This window comes from Phaeobacter sp. LSS9 (assembly GCF_003443595.1).
Taxonomy (GTDB): Bacteria; Pseudomonadota; Alphaproteobacteria; order Rhodobacterales; family Rhodobacteraceae; genus Phaeobacter; species Phaeobacter piscinae.
Window position 1 is genome coordinate 85,456 of record NZ_CP031957.1, and the last position, 21,072, is coordinate 106,527.

17 protein-coding genes are annotated in these 21,072 nt (G+C 59.2%); 10 read left to right on the plus strand and 7 right to left on the minus strand.

Annotation, left to right across the window (positions count from 1 at the left end; translation table 11 throughout):
* Positions 1-3 precede the first annotated feature (3 nt).
* The 3 genes from D1820_RS17710 to D1820_RS17720 are packed head-to-tail and all read left to right on the plus strand — an operon-like array spanning position 4 to position 3,831.
* Positions 4-312, plus strand: coding sequence for a sarcosine oxidase subunit delta (locus D1820_RS17710; RefSeq protein WP_118070400.1), 309 nt, complete (start codon positions 4-6; stop codon positions 310-312).
* Positions 309-3,275, plus strand: coding sequence for a sarcosine oxidase subunit alpha family protein (locus tag D1820_RS17715; RefSeq protein ID WP_118070402.1), 2,967 nt, complete (start codon positions 309-311; stop codon positions 3,273-3,275). Before D1820_RS17710 ends, D1820_RS17715 begins: the two co-directional genes overlap by 4 nt.
* Positions 3,268-3,831 carry a sarcosine oxidase subunit gamma gene (locus tag D1820_RS17720; RefSeq protein WP_118070404.1) on the plus strand — a complete coding sequence of 188 codons (564 nt, stop codon included), beginning with the start codon at positions 3,268-3,270 and terminating at the stop codon, positions 3,829-3,831. Before D1820_RS17715 ends, D1820_RS17720 begins: the two co-directional genes overlap by 8 nt.
* Positions 3,832-3,864: 33 nt before the next feature.
* Here D1820_RS17720 and D1820_RS17725 read toward each other — a convergent pair whose 3' ends face one another.
* Both D1820_RS17725 and D1820_RS17730 read right to left on the minus strand, forming a co-directional pair.
* The gene (locus tag D1820_RS17725; protein WP_102898407.1) at positions 3,865-4,872 is read right to left on the minus strand and encodes a GlxA family transcriptional regulator; all 1,008 of its coding nucleotides are present in this window, start codon (positions 4,870-4,872) and stop codon (positions 3,865-3,867) included.
* Positions 4,869-5,765 carry a LysR family transcriptional regulator gene (locus D1820_RS17730; RefSeq protein WP_118070406.1) on the minus strand — a complete coding sequence of 299 codons (897 nt, stop codon included), beginning with the start codon at positions 5,763-5,765 and terminating at the stop codon, positions 4,869-4,871. The genes D1820_RS17725 and D1820_RS17730 overlap by 4 nt, the downstream gene beginning before the upstream one ends.
* Before the next feature lie 110 nt (positions 5,766-5,875).
* Here D1820_RS17730 and D1820_RS17735 point away from each other — a divergent pair, with 110 nt between their 5' ends.
* The 6 genes from D1820_RS17735 to D1820_RS17760 all read left to right on the plus strand — a co-directional run bounded on the left by D1820_RS17735 (position 5,876) and on the right by D1820_RS17760 (position 13,439).
* A complete protein-coding gene (locus D1820_RS17735) occupies positions 5,876-7,324 on the plus strand; it encodes an aldehyde dehydrogenase family protein (protein WP_118070408.1) in 1,449 nt (482 codons plus the stop codon).
* Positions 7,324-8,316 (plus strand): membrane dipeptidase, encoded by a 993-nt coding sequence (locus D1820_RS17740; RefSeq protein WP_118070410.1) that lies wholly within the window; start codon positions 7,324-7,326, stop codon positions 8,314-8,316. The genes D1820_RS17735 and D1820_RS17740 overlap by 1 nt, the downstream gene beginning before the upstream one ends.
* Positions 8,317-8,382: 66 nt before the next feature.
* On the plus strand, positions 8,383-9,927 hold the full coding sequence (locus D1820_RS17745; RefSeq protein WP_118070412.1) for a BCCT family transporter: 1,545 nt from the start codon (positions 8,383-8,385) through the stop codon (positions 9,925-9,927).
* 103 nt (positions 9,928-10,030) lie between these two features.
* A complete protein-coding gene (locus tag D1820_RS17750) occupies positions 10,031-11,722 on the plus strand; it encodes a hypothetical protein (RefSeq protein WP_118070414.1) in 1,692 nt (563 codons plus the stop codon).
* Positions 11,719-12,369 (plus strand): DUF3726 domain-containing protein, encoded by a 651-nt coding sequence (locus tag D1820_RS17755; protein WP_118070416.1) that lies wholly within the window; start codon positions 11,719-11,721, stop codon positions 12,367-12,369. The genes D1820_RS17750 and D1820_RS17755 overlap by 4 nt, the downstream gene beginning before the upstream one ends.
* 62 nt (positions 12,370-12,431) lie before the next feature.
* Positions 12,432-13,439 carry an Ldh family oxidoreductase gene (locus tag D1820_RS17760; RefSeq protein ID WP_118070576.1) on the plus strand — a complete coding sequence of 336 codons (1,008 nt, stop codon included), beginning with the start codon at positions 12,432-12,434 and terminating at the stop codon, positions 13,437-13,439.
* Between the two features lie 81 nt (positions 13,440-13,520).
* Here the strand turns inward: D1820_RS17760 and D1820_RS17765 are convergent, their stop codons facing one another.
* From D1820_RS17765 to D1820_RS17785, 5 genes are all read right to left on the minus strand, one after another.
* Complete coding sequence (locus D1820_RS17765; protein WP_118070418.1) at positions 13,521-15,941, minus strand: FAD-dependent oxidoreductase; 2,421 nt, start codon at positions 15,939-15,941, stop codon at positions 13,521-13,523.
* 144 nt (positions 15,942-16,085) lie between these two features.
* The gene (locus D1820_RS17770; protein ID WP_118070420.1) at positions 16,086-16,325 is read right to left on the minus strand and encodes a hypothetical protein; all 240 of its coding nucleotides are present in this window, start codon (positions 16,323-16,325) and stop codon (positions 16,086-16,088) included.
* A 3-nt stretch (positions 16,326-16,328) separates the two neighbouring features.
* Positions 16,329-17,780 (minus strand): aldehyde dehydrogenase family protein, encoded by a 1,452-nt coding sequence (locus D1820_RS17775; protein ID WP_118070422.1) that lies wholly within the window; start codon positions 17,778-17,780, stop codon positions 16,329-16,331.
* Positions 17,777-18,931 carry an aromatic ring-hydroxylating dioxygenase subunit alpha gene (locus D1820_RS17780; protein WP_040179802.1) on the minus strand — a complete coding sequence of 385 codons (1,155 nt, stop codon included), beginning with the start codon at positions 18,929-18,931 and terminating at the stop codon, positions 17,777-17,779. Before D1820_RS17780 ends, D1820_RS17775 begins: the two co-directional genes overlap by 4 nt.
* A gap of 90 nt (positions 18,932-19,021) precedes the next feature.
* Positions 19,022-19,927, minus strand: a complete 906-nt coding sequence (locus D1820_RS17785) for a LysR substrate-binding domain-containing protein (protein WP_118070424.1) — start codon at positions 19,925-19,927, stop codon at positions 19,022-19,024.
* A gap of 132 nt (positions 19,928-20,059) precedes the next feature.
* Between D1820_RS17785 and D1820_RS17790 the strand changes: the two genes are divergently transcribed.
* On the plus strand, positions 20,060-21,016 hold the full coding sequence (locus D1820_RS17790) for a PDR/VanB family oxidoreductase (RefSeq protein WP_118070426.1): 957 nt from the start codon (positions 20,060-20,062) through the stop codon (positions 21,014-21,016).
* The last annotated feature ends 56 nt before the right edge of the window (positions 21,017-21,072 follow it).

The following is a 21,072-nucleotide window of genomic DNA, read 5'->3' on the forward strand; positions in this document are numbered from 1 at the left end:
CAGATGATTATCAACCATCCGCTGCTTGGGCCCCGCGACGCGCAGGAGTTCACCTATTTGGGCGACGCAAGCCTGATGAACCGCCCTTACTGGCTGTCAGAAACGGCTCTGCAGCAGTTCCACGACTATCTGTATCTGCGCAAAAATCCGGCGGGCGAACATCGCGAACTGTGGTTCCATGAACAGGGTGACCGGTCCTGGCTGGTGGTCACCCGTAATACCACGACCCATGAGATCCTGAGGGTGGAACTTGCCCGGGATGTGGCGCTTGCCAACAAGGCGGCAAATACCACGCAGGAGCCGCAGCAATGAGCCAGAGATCCGTATTGAAAAATCGACTCGTGGGCGGCCTTATTGACCACGGTGTACCGCTGTCGTTCCAGTTTGACGGCAAGACTTACGGAGGCCATCAGGGGGATACGCTGGCATCTGCGCTGCTGGCCAATGGTGTTCGGCTGATCGGGCGGTCCTTCAAATATCACCGCCCACGCGGTGTGCTGACCGCCGGCAGCGAGGAGCCGAACGCGCTGGTTGAGCTGCGCTCTGGCGGGCGTCAGGAACCCAATACCCGCGCCACCGTTGTGGAGCTATATGCAAGGCTGGAGGCCCAATCGCAGAACCGCTGGCCGTCGCTTGAACATGACATGATGGCGATCAATGACCGGTTTTCGAATTTCCTGACCGCAGGGTTCTATTACAAAACCTTCATGTGGCCGAAGGCGTTCTGGGAAAAGCTCTATGAACCGATCATCCGCAAGGCGGCCGGGCTTGGCAGTCTGACCGGGGAGGCAGACCCTGATGCCTATGACAAGGGATACCTGCATTGTGATCTGCTGGTCATCGGCGCGGGACCGACGGGGCTGGCGGCGGCGCTGACGGCTGGCCGGGCTGGCGCGCAGGTCATCTTGGCGGATGAGGACTATCGACTTGGCGGTCGTCTGCTAAGCGAACCCAAAGCGCTGTCGGAAATGTCTGGCACCGATTGGGTGGCGCAGACACAGGCGGAGTTGGCTACGCTGCCAAACGTCCGCGTCATGCCACGGACAACCGTGTTTGGCGCCTATGACCACGGCATCTACGGCGCGGTTGAACGCAACGCAGACCATCTGCCAACGCCAGCAGCAGGGAAACCGCGCCAGACGCTCTGGCGGATCTATTCCAAACGGGCGCTGATTGCGACCGGGGCGATTGAACGTCCGATCGCCTTTGAGAACAATGATCGACCGGGCGTGATGCTGGCGGGGGCTGCACGGGCCTATGCCAACCGTTGGGCGGCGACACCGGGCCAGTCTGTGGTGGTCTTTGCCAATAATGACGATGCCTATCACACTGCTCGCGATCTGATGGCGAAGGGGGTGGAGGTGCCCGCAATCGTCGATGTGCGCAATGACGCGCCAACCCTGTCGGGTACCGAGGTTCTCGCCGGGGCCGAAATCACTGACACCAAGGGGCGTCTCGGCCTGTCGTCGGTCACCGTGCGTCTTGCAAATGGCCAAACCCGCACCATCGCTTGCGACGCGCTTGCTATGTCGGGTGGCTGGAACCCCAATTTGGGCCTGACGTGTCATCAACGGGGCCGCCCGGTCTGGAATGACGCGATCCAGTCCTTTGTACCGGGGGATGGGCTGCCGACAGGTCAACTGGTCGCCGGGGCGGCTGCGGGGGAGATGACCACCGCACAAGCTTTGAAGGGCGGTGCAGAGCGCGCCGCTGAGGCGCTTGGCGATCTTGGCATCTCAGCCCGGGCTGCGGACTTGCCGCAAGCTGAAGACGCGCCTGTCTCGCAGACGCCATTCTGGCATGTCAAAGGCGCCAAACGCGCCTGGCTTGATTTCCAGAACGATGTGACCGTGAAGGACGTCAAACTCGCCCATCAGGAAAACTTCACCTCGGTGGAGCATCTGAAGCGCTACACGACCCTTGGTATGGCGACAGATCAAGGAAAAACCTCGAACCTCGGCGCCTTGGCGGTGATGGCGGAGCTGACCGGCAAATCCATCCCGGACACCGGCACCACCATCTTTCGCCCTCCCTACACGCCCGTTGCTATGGGCGCGCTGGCGGGCCGTGCCGTTGGCAAGGATTTTCATCCGACCCGCCTCACCCCCAGCCACAAATGGGCCGAGGAACAAGGCGCTTTTTTTGTCGAGGTTGGCAATTGGCTGCGGGCGCAGTGGTTCCCCCGTGACGGTGAGACCCACTGGCGCCAGTCTGTGGACCGCGAAGTGCTGCAGACCCGCAGTTCTGTCGGCATCTGTGATGTAACCACATTGGGAAAGATTGATGTGCAGGGCGCGGATGCGGCGACCCTCCTCAACATGATCTACGCCAATGGATTTGCCAAACTACCTGTGGGCAAGGTGCGGTACGGGTTGATGTTGCGGGAGGATGGCGTTGCTTATGATGATGGCACCGCCGCGCGGCTGGCCGAGGACCATTTTGTCGTCACAACCACCACGGCCAACGCTGTTCTGGTCTATCGCAATATGGAATTTGTGCGTCAGTGTCTCTGCCCTGAATTGGACGTGCAGCTGATTTCAACAACTGAGGCCTGGGCGCAATACGCCGTCGCCGGTCCCAATGCGCGCAAGCTGCTGCAGAAAATCGTCGACCCTGCGTTCGACATCTCCAATGAGGCGTTTCCCTTCATGGGATGCGGTGAGATCACGGTCTGTGGCGGGTGCCGTGCGCGGCTGTTCCGCATCTCTTTCTCGGGTGAGCTGGCCTATGAAATTGCCGTCCCAACCCGATATGGCGATGCCCTGATGCGCGAGATGATGGCCGCAGGGGAGAAATTCGATGTGACACCCTATGGCACCGAAGCGCTCGGCGTGATGCGGATCGAAAAGGGGCATGCCGCGGGCAATGAACTAAACGGAACCACATCTGCGCTGAACTTGGGTCTCGGCCGCATGGTCTCAACCAAGAAGGACTGCATCGGCAATGTGCTAAGCCGCCGCGACGGTATGAACACAGAGGATGCCCTGAGCCTTGTCGGGGTGCGCCCCGTGAATTCAAGCGACGGTGTTCCTGCCGGGGGACATTTGATGGCAAGCGATGGGCCGGTCGATGCGGCGCATGATCAGGGATATGTGACCTCGGCCGCCTATTCACCCATCTTGCAAAGCGCGATAGGGCTGGCCTTTGTCAAAGGCGGGTCAAACCGGATGGGCGAGCAGCTGCGTATGGTCAACCCACTGGAAAACCAAACCGTTCTGGTTGAGATTGTCAGCCCTCATTTTGTAGATCCCGAAGGGGAGAAGCTCCGTGCATAAATTGGCCCCCCTCACCCCACTTGGCAGTGACACCCCCCGGGTGGACATGATTGGCAACCTGACCGTATCCGAAGTGACAGACCAGGCGCTTGCCTCAGTGGCGGCTCGCAAAGATCAAGAACCGGCGCTGCGGGCAGCTCTTGCAGAGGCCTATAAGATGGAGCTGCCAGAAGTTGGCGGTTCGTCACAGGCTGGTACACTCTCGGTCTTTTGGACTGGACCGGATCAATGGATGGCCTCAGGGCCATATGATCAACACGAGCTGCTGGCCCGCGATTTGAAACAGGTGGCTGGCGCCACAGCATCGGTGGTGGAACAGACGGATGGCTGGTGTCGGTTCGATGTTGCGGGTGCTGCCCTGGGTGATCTGTTTGAACGGCTCAGCAACGCGCCGGTCCGCGACATGAAACCCGGATGCGTCATTCGCGGCACTTTGGAGCACCTCGGCGTGTTCCTGTGGCGCCTTGACGAGGATCGCATGGCTGTTCTGGGGCCGCGCTCCTCTGCTGCATCCTTGCATCACGCGCTGATCACTGCCGCCCGCTCCATGGCCTGAGGCGGGGATCTGGATGTGCTTGCCGCGCCGGGCTTATCCCGCCGGCAGGGCATCCCCGCTTTTGACGCGCAAGGAGTTCTTGGCGCGCCGGTCATTGATCGGCGTGACGCCAAAACTCTCGCGGTAGATCCTCAGGAATGCGCCGGGGGTGCTGTAGCCCACCATATAGGCAATCTCTGTTACCGACGTACTGGAATACAGCACCAGCTGCCGCGCCTGGTTCATGCGCATCATCCGATAGTATTTCAACGGACTCTGGCCTGTGGCCTCCTTGAAGCTGCGTTCCAGCGACCGGGCGGATACCCCAATGGCATCCGCAACATCACTGATCTGGATCGGGTCTTCGATGTGCTCAGCGAAATGCTCGATCGCCTGCGTGACCTTCTTTGGCAGCAAATCCTTGCTCTTGGCCGTTGAAAATGCAGGCGTTTTCTGAGAGGTCGCTGCGCTGCGTACATAGGGGTGCTGAAACCAGCAGGCGACCTCGGCCATGATATCCCCGCCGAGATGCTCCTCGATCAGGGTGAGCATGTAGTCAAACACCGCTGTCGCTCCGGAGATTGTCACAAAGGAACCTTGATCGCAGATCACCGTGCTTTGTCGTTCGATGTCCGGGAACTCCGCCTCAAACGCGGCCTCGTAACACCAGTGAACCGAGAGCGGCTGACCCGCCACCAGACCGGTCCGTGCCAGCGGAAAAACCCCACCGCTGAAGGCACCGAGCCGGGTCTTGCTCCGGGTGATCCGCTGCAAGGCTGCATTGGCCCGTGCGGGTTGGTCGAACCGCGCATTTGGTCCCGCCGTAAAAAACAGAAAATCATGCTCGGCCAGATCCGCCAGCACGGTATCCGGACCGAAACTGACCCCAGCGGAGGAGGCAACCGGATCTGTCGTTTCAGCAACCACGGTCCAACGAAATGCCTCCTTCCCCGCGATTTCATTGGCGGCGCGCAATGGTTCGATACAGGAGGTCAGACAGGCCATGGGAAAGCCGGGGAAGATCAAAATGCCCAGTGTAAGCGGCGTGTCGGTTCGGGTCATGACAGGCCTCCTTCGGTGAGTTCAGCAGCACAGCTGAGGATGTGTTTTTCCAGCAATCGCGCGGCGGGCGACAGGGCGGTATCGGTTTTGCGCAGCAGATGGATCTGGCGTGTGGCCCGCGAATCGGCCAGCTGACAGAACACCAGCTCCGGCGCATTTGCAGCCCGTGCAGCCATTTCCGGCAAAATAGTGACGCCAATTTCCGCCCGCACCATCGCCATGATGGAGGTCAGGTTCTGCGCCTTCAACAGCGCCTTATCATGCAGGATCCGGGACGGTTCGGCATTGATGCCGGCGGACAGGCTGTTGGCGATCAGACGCTCATCGCGCAGCATGTCCCAGTCGATTTTTCCCCGTTCCTGCGCCAATGGATGATCGCGGGTGCAGATCACCCCGAAGGCGTCAGACAGCAGGGGCTGGCTGTGCAGTCCGGAGCTGTTTTGGCCCAGTGTTGCAATCCCGATGTCAATGCGATCTCGGGACAATTCATGCAGCACCGATATGGAATCCATATCGCGAAGTTCGATATCAACATGCTCGAAATCGCTGATATGCCTTGAAAAAACCAAAGGCATCACGGTGCCTGCGACCGATGGGACAGTGGCAATCCGCACATGCCCATGTGTCGCCTTGGCATAGCCCTCAATCGCTTTGACCATTGTGTCGTATTGCTGCAACTCGCGCTCGGCCTGCTCCAGCACAAAGGCCCCCAGCGCCGTCAGGCGGTTCTTTCGGTCGGTCTCGAACAGCGGCTCGCCCAGATGCGTCTCCAACTGTTTCAGCATCATCGACACCGCTGACGGTGTGCGCCCCAGAATGCCTGCCGCGTCACTTAGGTTTCCGCTTCGGGCAACTGCGGCAAATCCGCGAAGCAACTCGATTTTCAGCGTCATGGGTTAGCACTTCAATGTTTCTGAAATGATGTTCAGCTATTTGAGTTTGATTGAAGTGGCCTCTCATGTCCATACCCATGGAAACTGAATTCTGTGTGAGGCCTCTAACCATGACTGATATCCAAAAGAACCTGATCGCCGGTGAATGGCTTGCTGGTGAGAGCGAAGTTGAGAACCGCAACCCGTCTGATTTGAGTGATCTGGTCGGTGTCTTTGCCCAGGCCAGTGCCGATCAGCTGGAGGCGACGCTGGATCAGGCGCAGGTGGCGCAGCGCGAATGGGCCGCTTACGGTTTGGAGCGCAAACAAGCGGTGCTGAATGCCATCGGCAATGAAATGATGGCCCGCGCAGAGGAACTGGGTACCCTTCTCAGCCGTGAAGAGGGAAAGCCGCTGGCCGAGGGCAAAGGCGAAGTCTACCGCGCCGGTCAGTTCTTCACTTATTATGCTGCCGAGTGTCTGCGCCAGATCGGTGAGAACGCGGATTCCGTACGCCCTGATATTGAGGTCGACGTCCGCCGCGAAGCGGTGGGTACCGTCGCGATTATCAGCCCTTGGAACTTCCCCACTGCGACTGCGTCTTGGAAAATTGCCCCCGCGCTGTGCTACGGCAACGCGGTGGTCTGGAAACCCGCAAACATCACCCCAGCATCGGCTGTTGCGCTGGCGGAGATCATTGAGCGGCAGGACATCCCCAAAGGTCTGTTCTCCCTCGTGATGGGATCTGGCCGGTCCATCGGTCAGCGTCTGGTCGAAAGCTCCAAGGTGAACGCGATTTCCTTTACCGGTTCGGTGCCGGTGGGCAAGGGCATCGCGGCTGCCGCCATCCAGAACCTGACCAAGGTACAGATGGAAATGGGCTCCAAGAACGCGCTCGCAGTCATGGACGATGCCGATCTGGATCTCGCCGTGACGCTGGCACTTGGCGGGGCCTTTGGCGGCACCGGTCAGAAATGCACAGCCTCCTCGCGACTGGTGGTCCATGCCGGTGTTCATGACGCCTTCGTGGAGAAACTGATCGCAGGGGCACAAGCGATGAAAGTGGGCCACGCGCTGGAAGCAGGCGTACAGATGGGTCCGGTGGTCAGCGAACAGCAGCTGAACGAAAACCTCGCCTATGTTGACCTTGGCAAGACGGAAGGCGCCGAACTGGCCTGCGGTGGTCAACGCCTGGAGATGCCGCATCAGGGTTTCTACATGTCGCCGGGCGTGTTCCTGAACACCAACAACGACATGCGTATCAACCGCGAGGAAATGTTTGCGCCGCTGACCTCCGTGATCAAGGTTGGCAGCTATGATGAAGCGCTTTCGGTGGTCAATGACACCAACTTTGGCCTGACCTCGGGGATCGTCACCAAATCACTGGCCCGCGCCACCCATTTCCGCCGCAATGCGCGCACCGGTGTTGTGACGGTCAATCTGCCGACCGCTGGCACTGACTACCACGTGCCCTTCGGTGGTCGCGGTGACAGCTCCTATGGTCCGCGCGAACAGGGTAAGGCGGCAGCGGAGTTCTATACCACCGTCAAAACCGCCTATATCAGCGCAGGCCCGGTTTGATGCGGTCCGGGTTCCGGATTGACGGGCTGCAATACGCCAACTGGTCGGAGAAGATCTTTCGCCAGCTGCGCGACGGGGGCGTGGATGCAATCCACGTCACCATCGCGTATCACGAGAATTTTCGCGAAACGGTTCTGAACTTTGAGAAGTGGAACCGTTGGTTTGAGCAGTATCCTGATCTGATCATGAAGGGACTTTGGGCTTCCGACATCGATAAGGCGCGGGAGACCGGACGCACGGCGGTGTTCTTCGGGTTCCAGAACCCCTCACCGATCGAAGATGATATCGGCCTGGTCGAAATCGTGCACACTCTGGGCGCGCGGTTCATGCAGCTGACCTATAACAACCAGTCGCTGCTGGCGACCGGCTGTTATGAGGCTGAGGACACCGGCATCACCCGCATGGGCAAGCAGGTCATCAAGGAGATGAACCGCGTCGGTCTTGTGGTGGATATGAGCCATTCTGCGGATCGTTCAACGATTGAGGCAGCGGACCTGTCAGAACGCCCGGTTGCCATCACCCATGCCAATCCGCATGACTGGTCCCCTGCCCTGCGGAACAAGAAAGATGACGTGATCCGCGCGGTCACGTCCAATGGCGGAATGTTCGGCTTCTCCGTCTACCCGCATCACCTGAAAGACAAATCCGCCTGCACGCTGCAAAGCTTCTGCGAGATGATCGCGCGGACCGCGGATCGATACGGGGTGCAACATCTCGGCATTGGCACAGACCTTTGCCAGGATCAGCCTGACAGCATCGTCGAGTGGATGCGTGTTGGTCGCTGGACCAAGGAAATCGACTACGGCGAGGGCTCAAAATCCGCACCCGGTTTCCCGCCGATGCCCAACTGGTTTGAGGACAACCGCGACTTTGGAAACATCGAAGACGGGCTGCGCAGTGTTGGAATGAACGAACAAGAGGTCGCCGCTGTCATGGGGGACAATTGGCACCGCTTCTTTGAAGAGAATTTCGGTCCGAAATCAGCGGATTGACGGTCGAAAGACTGACAGAAAATACGGCCCGGCACATTCTGGCGGGCCGATCAACGGGAGGGAAAGATGTCCGAGACATCTATGGAGACAACACCTCAGGAAAGCCGGATCAACAAACCGCTTTTCCTGCTTTCGGGTGGCTTTATCGCGCTGTTTTGTGCGGCAGCGCTGATCAATCTGGACGGCCTGTCGGCACTGGTCGATTGGGGTTTCAATATCGCTGCGACCTATTTTGGCCTGTACTGGCAGATCCTGCTTCTGGCGACGTTTTTGATCGGCCTGCTGCTCTGTGTACTGCCTGGAGGGCGTGCCATTCTCGGCGGGCTGGCCACACCTGAGTTCACCACTTTCCAGTGGGGCTCCATGATCATGTGTACGCTACTGGCCGGCGGCGGTGTGTTCTGGGCCGCGGGTGAGCCGATTGCGCATTTCCTTTATTCGCCGCCACTCTATGGCGCGGAAGGCGGTAGCGAAGCCGCTGTGACGCCAGCCATCGCGCAAAGCTTTATGCACTGGGGGTTTCTGGCCTGGGCGATCCTTGGCTCGCTTTCGACCGTTATGCTGATGCATTACCACTATGAAAAAGGCCTGCCGCTGGCACCACGGACGCTGCTGTATCCTGTGTTTGGCGACAAGGCCATCAACGGTCCGATTGGCGTCATTGCCGATGCGTCGTCCATCATTGCTGTGGTGGCGGGCACCGTGGGTCCGATCGGGTTCCTCGGGCTTCAGGTCAGCTATGGTCTGTCTGACCTCTTTGGCATCCCGGATGTTTTTGCCACGCAGTTCGTGGTGATCGGTGCACTGGTCGGGCTATACACAATTTCCGCAATGACCGGGCTGTCCCGTGGCATTCAGCTGTTGTCAAAGATCAACGTGATCCTTGCAGCGGTCCTGTTGATTTACGTCCTTCTGGCAGGACCTACCGGATTCATCTTCGGTTCGTTCTTCTCCGGATTTGCGACCTATCTGGGCAATTTCTTCCATATGGCTCTGTATCGCGGTGATGCGGCCGTCTTCGGCGCCCCCGGTTGGTTGGGGTGGTGGACTGTGTTCTTCTGGGGCTGGTTCATGGGGTACGGCCCGCTGATGGCAATGTTTATCGCGCGGGTATCGCGTGGCCGATCCATCCGCTCGATCATCATCATGCTGTCGATCATCGCCCCCATCGTGACCAACTTCTGGTTCACCATCATCGGCGGCACCGGCATCGCGATGGAACTGGCCGAGCCGGGCACCATCTCTGCGGCGTTTGAAGGTTTCAACCTGCCTGCCGCGCTGCTGGCGATCACCAACAACCTGCCCATGGGGTTCCTGGTCTCCATCCTGTTCCTGATCCTGACCACGATCTTTGTGGCCACAACCGGGGATTCGATGAGCTACGTGATTTCCGCTACAATGACCAAGGGCGACACACCCAGCACAGCTGTACGTGTTTTCTGGGGCATTGCGATGGGTGTGATGGCCGTGATTTTGATCTCTGTCGGCTCCGGCGGCGTATCAAAACTGCAAAGCTTCATCGTGGTCACGGCTGTGCCGGTGTCCTTGATCCTGCTTCCATCGCTCTGGGATGCACTACGCATCACCTTGGCGAAGGGCAAAGAGAGCTAAACATCTGCCGGGCGTCGCTGGCGCCCGGCATCCATTCCAACCGCCCGACCTGTTCAGATCATACGGGATATGACTAACGACCTGATTGCAAAGGCCAATCCGAATGACCGACATTCTCTGCCGTGAACCGAACACTGTCATGCGTCTGGCGCGCCTCGGCTCGATGCACCAATCACGCCTCTCCTTCATGCGGGTGCTGACGCGACGTCTGTCGCGCGAGGGCTGGCGTTTTGAACAAACTGCTTTTGACATTGATGAGACGGGTCAGGGTCATGCGGTTTACACCGCGCATGGGCCAGATCGCGCCTATTCTCTGGTGGCCTTTGCCCATGATCTGCCGCCCGAAAAACGCTCTGACCGCGTCATCGCGGAGGCGTGGGACGCCACATTCACCTTGTACGACGGGGTGCCCACCGACGCGGATATCACACGGCTGTCGCAGAATATTCCTGTTCAGGAAGCCGGGCGTGTCTCCGGTTCGGAACTGTCTGTCTCCCGTGCGAACCGCTCTGTGCGGTTGTGGGAACATGTGGTCAGCGCCTTGGCGTCAGGCCAGCAACCCTCTGCTGAACAGATCGATGCGGTGGGCTATCTGATGCGGACCACCGCCGTTTATGGGTCTGGCAAACTGGGGGCGGCGGATCGCGAAATGATCGCGGAGCGCCCCGAATTCCGCGCGCCTTTTCAGGTCGAGATGCTGTCGGTCTATCTGACCCGTTGGTTTGTGACCGATTTGGTCCAGCACATGGCGGATTGCCGCGCGAGAGCCAATGGGACCACTGCCGCCAAACTGGCTCCGGAGTTGGCGCGGTCGATGGGAATTGGCAATTCTACCGGCCTTGGAATGGCGCCGTTTTTGCTAAATCACCCTGTGCTGTTCAACAATTGGGTGGCCGCGCGGGAAAAGGCCATTCAGGCCGTGCGCAACATTGAAGAAGCCCATCCAGATGACATCGCGCTGTTTCGCTCTCTGGTTGAACGCAGCAAAATGACAATTGCAGACTGGCAATCAGAACACCCGATCCAGATCCAGAAACTGAGCGCGCTGCGGTCGGATGCCGATCAGGTGACGAGCTATCTTGAAATCCAGACGTTGGCCGGACCGAAGCCCTGGAACGTTCTCTATCGCTGGGCTGAGGAGACGCTCTCGCTGGAAGGGCAGGAGTGGATCGCGTCGCTGATGCTGGAACCTTACGGCGGATTGGTCGATGGCTTTGCCGAAGACATGTCGGCGGACAACACTGCCACCTTCCGCATTGCCGGTGCGATGACAATCGGAGATTTGCGCAAGATCCTGTGTGATGTCTACGCTTGGGCCATCGATACCAACTGGCAGACGCCGGCGAACAAGGCCCGCGCCTGGTATGTTTCAGAAGAAAAGCTTGAACCGCGGTTGGGGGAGCGTTTCGAGGAACCGATTGAGGAATATGAGCAGCCGCTGGCACCGGGTCGTGATGCTGCCATGTTGTATCAGGCCCTCGCCCACTGGCCGGACGAGGCTCAGGTCGCCGATTTCCTGCTGCGCCATTCGGAGCATCGCCACGTCCTGCGGCGTGCCCAGATCGTGGGGCGCGCGCCCTATGCGGAAATTCGCGACAACACGATTTCCGATCAGGTGCTCCCCATTGATATGCTGCGCTGCAAGCTGGCCTTTTTCGGGGCAACCAAATTCGACCCTCGGTCGGACCGCTGGGTGCGGATCTGCATGTATGGCAACGCCCCGCTTCCCACTGAGTTAACAGCTGAGAACGCAGAATTCTGGGTGTTCCCCGAACTGGAAGAGGGTGCGGCATGAGCCATTCGCTGAATGAAATCGAGGCCATGAGCAAGCGCGCCGCCCGCGGTGCTGGTCTTTCATGGGGGTTGGCGGAAGAGGCTGCTAAGGGCACCCGATGGCTGTCGTCTTTTGGCTTTCCCGGCACCGAAATGCTGGCGGGTCTTTTGACCATGAATGACCGCATCCCGTCGATTGATGTCTCACCTGTTTCGCTGCGGGCAGAGATCTGGCATGCGCCCGCCCGCAGGATGAGCCCGCTGATTGCCGGCGCGGCGCTGAGCGATTGCGCTGTGCGCCTGCTGGACCGCGGCCGGATCACGATGGAGAATGTGAATTTTCCATTGCTGGCCGTTCCCTTCATGGGCGGGGCCGCATTGCGACTGGGGCGCCCGGTTGCTGCAGAATGGCAGGGCGCGCGGCTTGCCACCGATGGCAAGCGGCTTTGCGTGCAGGGAGAGAGCGACGCCTTTCTGACCCAACTGGCGCATCAGATGGTGTTTTCCGCACCGGCCGATATGACAGGTCAAAAAGAACCCGTCATGCGTGCCAATGTCTCGGAAGAAAGCTGGGACCAGCTGAGCCAATTTGCCCATCGCACCTTTGCGCCTGCCACCGAAGAAAGCCGCCTGCGGGGCGCCGGTGCAGGCCTCAGTGACAACGATTGATCACCCTTTTGGTGTCAGCCTGTCTGGCACCCTATCCCTATATTCAGACGAGAAAGATCGACATGACTGCGACAGAAACCCTAACCCTTGCCGAAATCGAAGATCTGGCCTTCAGCGCCTTGGTTCAGGCGGGCACCTCTGAGGCCAACGCCCGTCCCCTGGCTGTCGCCACAGCCATGACCGAAGCCGATGGCGTTGCCTCGCACGGGCTGGCCTATATTCCGATCTACGCCCAGCATGTGGAATGCGGCAAGGTTGATGGGCAGGCCACCCCGGTTGTCGAGCAGCCCCGCCCCGCTGTGGTGACTGTGGATGCGGCCACCGGCTTTGCCCATAGCGCCATTGATCAGGGCTTCGAAAAACTGATCCCACTGGCCCGCGAGATGGGGGTTGCGGTTCTGGCGGTGAACAATTCCTACAACTGCGGTGTTCTGGGGGTTCACACCCAACGTCTGGCGCAGGCGGGTCTGCTGGGTATCGGTTTCACCAATGCGCCAGCCTCAATCGCGCCTTCGGGCGGGGCCAAACCGGTCGTCGGCACCAACCCGTTCTCCATCGCCGCCCCCGATGCAGACGGCAATGCAGCGCTGCTGATCGATCAATCTGCCAGCACCATCGCCAAGAGCGAAGTGATGAAACACGCCCGCGAAGGCAAGCCCGTGCCGGAGGGTTGGGTACTGGACGCGGACGGCCAGCCGACCACTGATCCCGACGCAGGTCTCAAAGGCTCCATGGTGCCCTCCGGTGGCTACAAAGGGGTCGGCATTGCGCTGACCGTTGAACTGATGGCCGCCGCCATGACCGGTGCGACACTCGGCTCAGTCGCCAGCCCCTTCTCCGGCACTGCGGGCGGCCCTCCGAAGACCGGCCAGTTCTTCATTGCAGTTGATCCGAAGGCAACGGCGGGCGGTGCGTTTCAGGAGCGTTTGGCCGACCTCATCGCCTCGATCCATGATCAGGATGGTGCCCGCCTCCCCGGTGATGGTCGTCGCGCCTGCCGGACCCGTGCCGCAACTGAAGGCGTCGCCGTCAATGCCGCGCTGCTGGAGAAGGTTCGCGCGCTCCTCTGACCTATTGTGGACGAAGTCCATTTTCAGACAGCAGCAGAAGAAGGAGGCCACCACGGCCTCCTTCCTTCATTTTATGGCCTGCTATCCCCGCAGGATTGTCCCAGCTGGGTCAAACGGTGGCTGCTCCAGAATGACGGCACGATGCGGACGACCCAACACCATGACCTGAACCTCGTCACCCGGGGCTGCATCCCGTACAAATCCCAGTGCAAGCGACATCCCCACGCTGTAGCCGTAGGCACCGGAGGTGACCCGGCCAATGCCCTTACCATCCTTAAAAATCGGCTCCCCGCCGGTTGCATCAGCATTTGACGCCTCTGTCTCCATCTCATCCAGATGCAACAGCACCAGCTGTTCACGCGCCGGATTTTCCAGAACGCTTTGCACGCTACCTTTGTTCAGGAAGTCTTTTTGCAGTTTGCAAAGCCGATCCAAGCCGACCTCATGTGGCCAGTATTCCGGGCTGTATTCCCGGCTCCAGGAGCCATATCCCTTTTCAACGCGCAGAGACATCAGGGCCCGGCTGCCAACGGGACCTGCGCCGTATTCCTCACCCGCCGCCAATAGCGTCGCATAAAGCCTCTGCTGATCGTAACTTTTGCAATGCAGCTCCCAGCCCAGATCACCGGTAAAGGACACCCGCAGGGCCAATACCTCTATACCTGCAAGGTCGATCGTCGCTGACCGCATGAAAGGAAAATCCTCCGTCGCAAGCGATGTGTTGGTCAGCCGTTGCAACATCTCTCGCGACTTCGGGCCAGCCACGTTAAACCCACAGGTATCATCCGTTTTTGACTCAAAGACCGTGCCCGCTGGCAGCGGTACCTCTTTGAAAAACCGTTTGTGATAGCGCTCGGCCATGCCGGAGCCGATAATCCGGAATTCGTCTTCCGCGACGCGCGTCACGGTGAAATCTCCGGCAATCCCGCCACGCTTTGAGATCAAGGGCGTCAGGCAGGAACGACCCACAGCCTTAGGCATTGTGTTGGCAAAGACCGCGTTCAGCCAGGCCTCCGCATCTGGCCCGGCACAGCGGTATTTGGCGAAGTTGGAGATATCGATAATGCCCGCGCGGCTGCGTAGCATCCGACATTCTTCACCCACTGGCCCCCACCAATTCTGGCGGGTGAACCCGTTGGTGTCCTTGGCACCCGGTGTATCGGCAAACCACAAGGGATGCTCCCACCCGGCATTAAGACCGAAGACTGCACCCATTTCGGCCTGAAGTGCATAGATCGGACGGGTCCGCGCCGGGCGGCCTGCGCTGCGCTCCTCATTGGGGAAGTGGATGGCAAACCGATGCGCATATTGATCTTGCACCCGCGCCTTGGTGAACTCTTTGGTGGCCCAGCCGTCAAACCGCGCCATGTCCCAGGCAAACATGTCATATTGGGTCTCGCCCTCGATGATCCATTGTGCTGCCATCAACCCCATACCGCCGGACTGAGAGAAACCCGGAATGATCCCGTTGCAGCAGAAATACCCATCCAGTTCCGGGACCGGCCCCATTAGGACATTGGCATCCGGCGACCAGATCATCGGCCCGTTAATGACACGTTTGATCCCCGCCTCTCCGACCGCTGGCAGCCGCTCAATGGCGTTCATCATGTTGTCCTCAATCCGCTCCAGATCGTCCGGGAACAGATCATGGGCGAAATCCAGCGGCGTGCCGTCTTCGGCCCAGAACTTCATGTCCTTCTCATAAGCGCCGACCAGCAGGCCCTGTCCTTCCTGGCGCAGGTAATATTCGCCATCCCGGTCGCTGACCGACGGCAGCCGGGTGCCGTGACCTGCGACATCGGTCATGGTTTCGGTCACGAAATACTGGTGCTCCGTTGGCTGCAACGGCAGCTCAACCCCCGCGAGCGCTGCAACCTCGCGCCCCCAGAGACCTGCAGCATTCACCACCCATGGCGTGCGGATATCCCCCTTGGGGGTTTTGACAAGCCAACTGCGGTCCGCCTGCTGCTCAGTGGCTGTCACGGGGGTAAAGCGATGGATCTCCGCGCCCCGCTGACGTGCGCCAACCGCATAGGCATTGGTCACGCCGGACGGATCCACATTCCCGCCATCGGGTTCGTACATCACACAACGGATGCCGTCATAATTGACCAGCGGGTTCAGGCGCTTGGCTTCCTCAAGGCTGATCTCGTAGAAATTCATCCCATAGAGCTTGGCCTTGGCGGCTTGAAGCTTCAGCTGATGTTCACGCTCCTCAGTCTGCGCCAGATAGAGGGATCCCGGCTGAAACACCCCGCAGCTTTGCCCGGTTTCCGCTTCCAGCTCTTTGTAGAGTGTCATCGTATAATGCTGGATGCGGCTGATATTCGTACTGTCGTGCAATCCATGAATATTGGCCGCTGCATGCCAGGTTGAGCCGGAGGTCAACTCATCCCGCTCCAGCAGGACCACATCGGACCATCCCAGTTTTGTCAGGTGATAGAGGATCGAACAGCCGATGACACCTCCGCCGATGACAACTGCCTGTGCTTCACTGCGCATTTCTGCCCCCTTCAAGAGCCTTATGTCGCGGGAATAGTGATCTGCACCGTCACCGCGACGGGTTGGACCGTTGGGTCCGGTTGAATGGCCTCACACCTTAGGGTGCCAGCCGGGATTGTATGAAAAATGCCCGTTTGCGACATCTCAGAAGACAAGCCGATGCGCCCGCCCCAGTGCCGCCAGCCGGGCGTTCAGCGGGTCAGCCTCCGATGCGCCGCTTTCCAGCGCAAAAACAAAGGCATGAGTGAGATAGAAGCAGGCCCGATCCATCTCGTCTGCGCCCTCCGCCGCGTCCGCTGCCAAAGAGTAGAGCCGTATCAAAGCGGCGCTGTCACCCTCCGCGTGGGCCTGTAGCAGGGCATCATCAAGATCATCACGCTCCATGCCTCAGCCCTTCAGCGAAATTGCGATATTCTTGGTCCGCACATAGTTATACAGCGCTTCCAAGCCTTTCTCGCGGCCAAAGCCAGATTTGCCGATGCCGCCAAACGGGGTGGAAATTCCACCAGCGAACCATTCATTGACAAACACCTGACCGGCGCGAAGTTTGCGCGCAACGCGGTGCGACCGTGCCAGATCACGGGTAAATACCCCGGCGACGAGACCGAACTCCGTGCCATTGGCTATGGCGATTGCCTCGGCCTCAGTCTCGAATGGGGTGATGCAGGTCACCGGTCCAAAGATCTCTTCCTGGGCAACGCGGGCGTTTGGGTTGACGTTAGACAAAATCGTCGGCGCCATGAAATGGCCCTCACGCTCCAGCCGTGCTCCACCAGCGGCTATACGGGCGCCGTCCTGCCCTGCGGTGGCGATCAGCGCTTCGATCCGCGATAGCTGCGTTGCGGAGATCACTGGCGTGTGCTCTGGATTGTCCATGCCGTACCCGACCTTGAGCCCATCAGCCAACGACACCGCACGGGCCACGACCTCGTCATAGATCGAGCGATGCACCAGAACCCGTGCCATGGCCGAACAGACCTGACCGGCATTGAAGAAAATCCCCGATTGCAGGCTTCCCATCAGCCCATCCAGATCCGCATCGGCAAACACCACCGCGGCAGATTTGCCGCCCAGCTCCATCAGGGACGGGGTCACCGTGTCAGCGGCAGCCCGCAGGATCGCCTGCCCGGTAGGTACCGATCCGGTAAAAACGATCTGATCGACCTCACTGCTGGCGACCAGACGCGCGCCAAGATCGCCGCCGATGCCATTCAGGATTGAAACTGCGCCCGCAGGCACCTCGGCGCGTTCCAGTGCCGTGCCCAGCAGCGCGAGCGCGATTGGATCCAGCTCAGGCGACTTGATAATTGTGGCGTTCCCCGCCGCCATTGACGGCGCCAACGACCGAGCGGCGATAGACACCGGAAAATTCCAAGGCACCACCTGTGCGGACACGCCATGTGGCTCATATATCGTATAGTCGACGTAGTCCGGCCCCAGGGGGATCGACTTCCCTTCAATCTTGTCGGCAACGCCACCATAGTATTCAAAATACAAGGCGGCTTCTTCGAATTCGTCCCTTGCGGCATCCAATGTCTTACCGCTTTCGCGGCAGAGGATCTCTGCGCCTTCCGCCTTGATGGCGCGAATTTCACGCGCCACGCGCAGCAGCAACCGCCCTCGGGCCGAGGGCTGCAAATCCGCCAGATCCCCTCGTTCAAAAGAGGCCCGCGCGGCCTCCAGCGCACGGGCCAATGTGGCCTCCCCGGCCATCGCCGCATCGGCAAAATCCTGTGCCGTGCCGGGATCCTCAACCGCCAAACGCGCGCCGCCGTCCCCTTCGATCCAGGACCCGGCGAGGTAGTTCCGCGCCAGACCATCGCGCAGAAAATCGCTCATGCCGCGCGCCCTTTTTGAACCTGCGTTGCGACCCAATGGTGAAAGTTATGCGTCGGCCCGTCCATCGCCGGAGAGAAACGCCCACCATCGAACAATATCCCGTGGCGGCCTTTTTGCATGCCTTCGACGACAAAGACATCTTCCTCAAAAACAGTCTTCCACAGTTGCGCATTGGAGGCGCGCAACCCGTCTAGCTCCGGCGTGTCCCGCTCGCTTTGGGCATAGTAAAGCTCAATATGTTCAACCGTATGGCCGCAATCCTTTGGTTCCAGAACGATCGCGAAACTATGATCACGCTGCACACCCAGCAGGACATTGGGATAGACTGCGATATATTCAGCACCTTCATCCCATTGGTCACTCAATCCCGCAAAATCGGGCAGTTTGGCGCCCCCCTCGTCGGTCAGCTGGCGATAAACCAAGGTGCCCTGACCCGAATATTGCCCGCGTTCCTCAATATTGTAGTGATCTTCCAGTCGGGAGTAGCTGTTGAGACCCGGATGCACCCAAGGCAGGTGATAACTCTCGCAGTAGTTTTCGACCGCCAGTTTCCAGTTGGTTGCGACCTCCAGTTTCAGCGAGGATCCTTCGCCGCCATGATGGATCGGCGTCTCAAATTCCTGCCAGCGCTTCAACAACCCGGCATGAACCTCAGTGAAGTCAGGCGCCTGCCCATCGACATTTACAAAAATCACATCCCGCCAGATATGTGAGCGGATACGGATCAGACCCAGCTTATCCATATCGACATCCTCATGGGTGTTTTGCCCCGGTCCGCCAACATGCGGCGTTGTTCGCAATGCGCCGTTCAGCCCGTAGCACCAGCTGTGATATGGGCAACGGATGGCACCACGGATCTTCTGCGGTTTGTCGACAAGGATCATGCCGCGATGACGGCAGGTGTTCTGAAATACGCCGATCTCGCCCGTACGATCCCGCACCAGCAGCAGCGGCATGCCGAGGAAATCAACCGGCTTGGCGTCCCCTGCCTCCGGTATGTCCTTGCCAAAGCCGATGCCCGACCAATTCGCGAACAGTACGGATTTCTTTTCTTCGTCAAAAACGCGTGGATCGACGTAATGCTCATTTGGCAGGCCGTTGGCAGTGTTAACCGGGGCCAGCACGGACGACAGCGGGCTATGTGTGTTCATCGAACTCTCCATGGCGAAGGTGGCTGCCCTATTGGAGGCGCAGACCGACTGCGCTCAATAGGAGAAAACTTCATTCATGGATGAGAATTACTAAACTGATGCATCGCGCGCTTGCGACAGGATCCATTGTTTCAGTTTGAGCGCATTGGGAGAGAGTTCATCCTCAGGCAACCCGACCAGATAAAATTCCCGTGGTGCCGGAACACTATGATGGCCAACAATCGTAAGCTTGCCGCTGTCCAGCATCGGCTGGATCAGTCGCCGCCACCCAAGCGCAACGCCTGCACCTTTTCGTGCGATTTGCAGCGCAACCGAATAGCTGGTCACCCGGGTGCCAGCAGCAATGTCGCCCTTGTGGCCCAATTCGTGGAACCAGTCGGCCCAGGTTGTCCAACTCTGGCTGGCGCTTTGCAGGTGGATCAGCCGTTGCTGTGATAGCTCCTGCAGGGCAGCCCCGCTAAGCCCCGCCGCAAGATCAGGCCGCGCCACGGGCACCAGTTGATCACGGTAGATTGCGGTATGCGCCAGTGTGGCATCACTGTCCCGTCCATAGCGGATAAAAAAATCAAACTCCCGTGTGTCATGAAATGGGCGGTCCTGCGTGATCTGATGAATGTTCAGATCCGGGTACTCCCGCCAGAACTGGATAATCACTGGAGATAGCCAAAGCGCTGCCACTGCTGTGGTCGATCCGACTGTTACCGCGTCTTCCTCACCCATTTGTCGGGTTTTTGACAGCTGGCGCGAGATTTGCCGGAACGATGTGGCCAAACTCTCATACAGCCCCTGCCCCTCACGGGTGAGTTCGACACCACGGTGTTTTCGCTGAAACAGGGTAACACCAAGCTCTCCTTCCAGCGCCTTGATCTGATGGCTGACCGCGCCTGGTGTGACAGATAGCTCCTGCGCGGCATTCTTGAAACTGAGATGGCGCGCGGCGGTTTCGAAGGCCGCCAATGTCGTAAGGGGCGGCAGGTCATAGTGGCGTCTGGACATGGTGGCTCTGCTGTTGGGCGTGGCTAGGCATTATATCAGTTCACCTGAGTATGAGTATTTTTCGAATTGAATGGCAAACTCAAATGCGGTTCTGAGAGACAGCAATTCACCCCCTTGGAGGATGGACAGCAGATGGACACCCGGATCGCTCGTCTTGTTGGCAAAACTGCACTAAGCCCGGATACCGCCGATTTTTCCTTTGAACTACTTGAGGGGCGGTTTTCCGGTCTGGAACCCGGTGCGCATGTTGATGTGCATCTGGGTCAGGGCCTTGTGCGGCAGTATTCGATCTGGAACTGGAGCCAGGATGGCCGTCAGCTGAATATTGCCGTCAAACAGGAAGCCAACGGCCGTGGCGGATCGCGTGTCATGCACGCGCTGCAATGTGGGGATGAAATCGCGCTCGGCACCCCTCGTAACAACTTCAGACTACAGCCCAATTCGCATGCCGATGCGCAGTATGTCACTCTGATTGCGGGTGGAATTGGTGCAACACCTTTGGTGGCCATGGCGCGTGAGTTGGCGAATGCGCGACGGGATTTTCAGGTTTACTATCTGGTCCGCTCACAGGATCTGGCCGCGATGGATCAGCAGTTTCACGCGCTGGATCTGGGGGACCGTTATCACCTGCATTGTGACGATACCGACGGCCAGCTGGATCTGGCCGAGGTTCTGCGGTCAATGCCGATGGGCAGCGATGTCTACACCTGTGGGCCGGAGCCGATGCTGAACGCGGTGCTGGAGGCAGGCAGCGTCATGCGCGGTGGCACCATCCATTTCGAACGTTTTGCGGCCCTCGCCGATACGGACACCGGTCGCAATGACAGCTTTGACATCGAAATCCAGTCAACCGGCACAATGCTGCGGGTGTCTGCTGACGAAAGCATTCTGGATGTCCTAAAGGCCAACGGTATCGCGGTGGATTTCGGCTGTTCCGAGGGTCTGTGCGGTGCTTGTCTCGTTGATGTGCTCGACGGGGACGTGGATCATCGCGATGGCATCCTCACACCTGAGGAACAGGCGACAAACAGCTATCTCTGCACCTGCGTTTCCCGCGCCAAAGGAGATAAACTGGTGCTAAATCTCTGAAACCTATAGCGGTCACCGCTGCGGATGCAGCGTGAGCCTGCCGCGGGGCAGCGCGG

Bases quoted from the DNA above. Each gene is read 5' to 3' on its own strand.
- D1820_RS17710 (WP_118070400.1), top strand. From the start codon at position 4: ATGATTATCAACCATCCGCTGCTTGGGCCCCGCGACGCGCAGGAGTTC.
- D1820_RS17715 (WP_118070402.1), top strand. From the start codon at position 309: ATGAGCCAGAGATCCGTATTGAAAAATCGACTCGTGGGCGGCCTTATT.
- D1820_RS17725 (WP_102898407.1), bottom strand. From the start codon at position 4,872: ATGACCCGAACCGACACGCCGCTTACACTGGGCATTTTGATCTTCCCC.
- D1820_RS17730 (WP_118070406.1), bottom strand. From the start codon at position 5,765: ATGACGCTGAAAATCGAGTTGCTTCGCGGATTTGCCGCAGTTGCCCGA.
- D1820_RS17735 (WP_118070408.1), top strand. From the start codon at position 5,876: ATGACTGATATCCAAAAGAACCTGATCGCCGGTGAATGGCTTGCTGGT.
- D1820_RS17740 (WP_118070410.1), top strand. From the start codon at position 7,324: ATGCGGTCCGGGTTCCGGATTGACGGGCTGCAATACGCCAACTGGTCG.
- D1820_RS17745 (WP_118070412.1), top strand. From the start codon at position 8,383: ATGTCCGAGACATCTATGGAGACAACACCTCAGGAAAGCCGGATCAAC.
- D1820_RS17750 (WP_118070414.1), top strand. From the start codon at position 10,031: ATGACCGACATTCTCTGCCGTGAACCGAACACTGTCATGCGTCTGGCG.
- D1820_RS17755 (WP_118070416.1), top strand. From the start codon at position 11,719: ATGAGCCATTCGCTGAATGAAATCGAGGCCATGAGCAAGCGCGCCGCC.
- D1820_RS17760 (WP_118070576.1), top strand. From the start codon at position 12,432: ATGACTGCGACAGAAACCCTAACCCTTGCCGAAATCGAAGATCTGGCC.
- D1820_RS17765 (WP_118070418.1), bottom strand. From the start codon at position 15,941: ATGCGCAGTGAAGCACAGGCAGTTGTCATCGGCGGAGGTGTCATCGGC.
- D1820_RS17770 (WP_118070420.1), bottom strand. From the start codon at position 16,325: ATGGAGCGTGATGATCTTGATGATGCCCTGCTACAGGCCCACGCGGAG.
- D1820_RS17775 (WP_118070422.1), bottom strand. From the start codon at position 17,780: ATGAGCGATTTTCTGCGCGATGGTCTGGCGCGGAACTACCTCGCCGGG.
- D1820_RS17780 (WP_040179802.1), bottom strand. From the start codon at position 18,931: ATGAACACACATAGCCCGCTGTCGTCCGTGCTGGCCCCGGTTAACACT.
- D1820_RS17785 (WP_118070424.1), bottom strand. From the start codon at position 19,927: ATGTCCAGACGCCACTATGACCTGCCGCCCCTTACGACATTGGCGGCC.
- D1820_RS17790 (WP_118070426.1), top strand. From the start codon at position 20,060: ATGGACACCCGGATCGCTCGTCTTGTTGGCAAAACTGCACTAAGCCCG.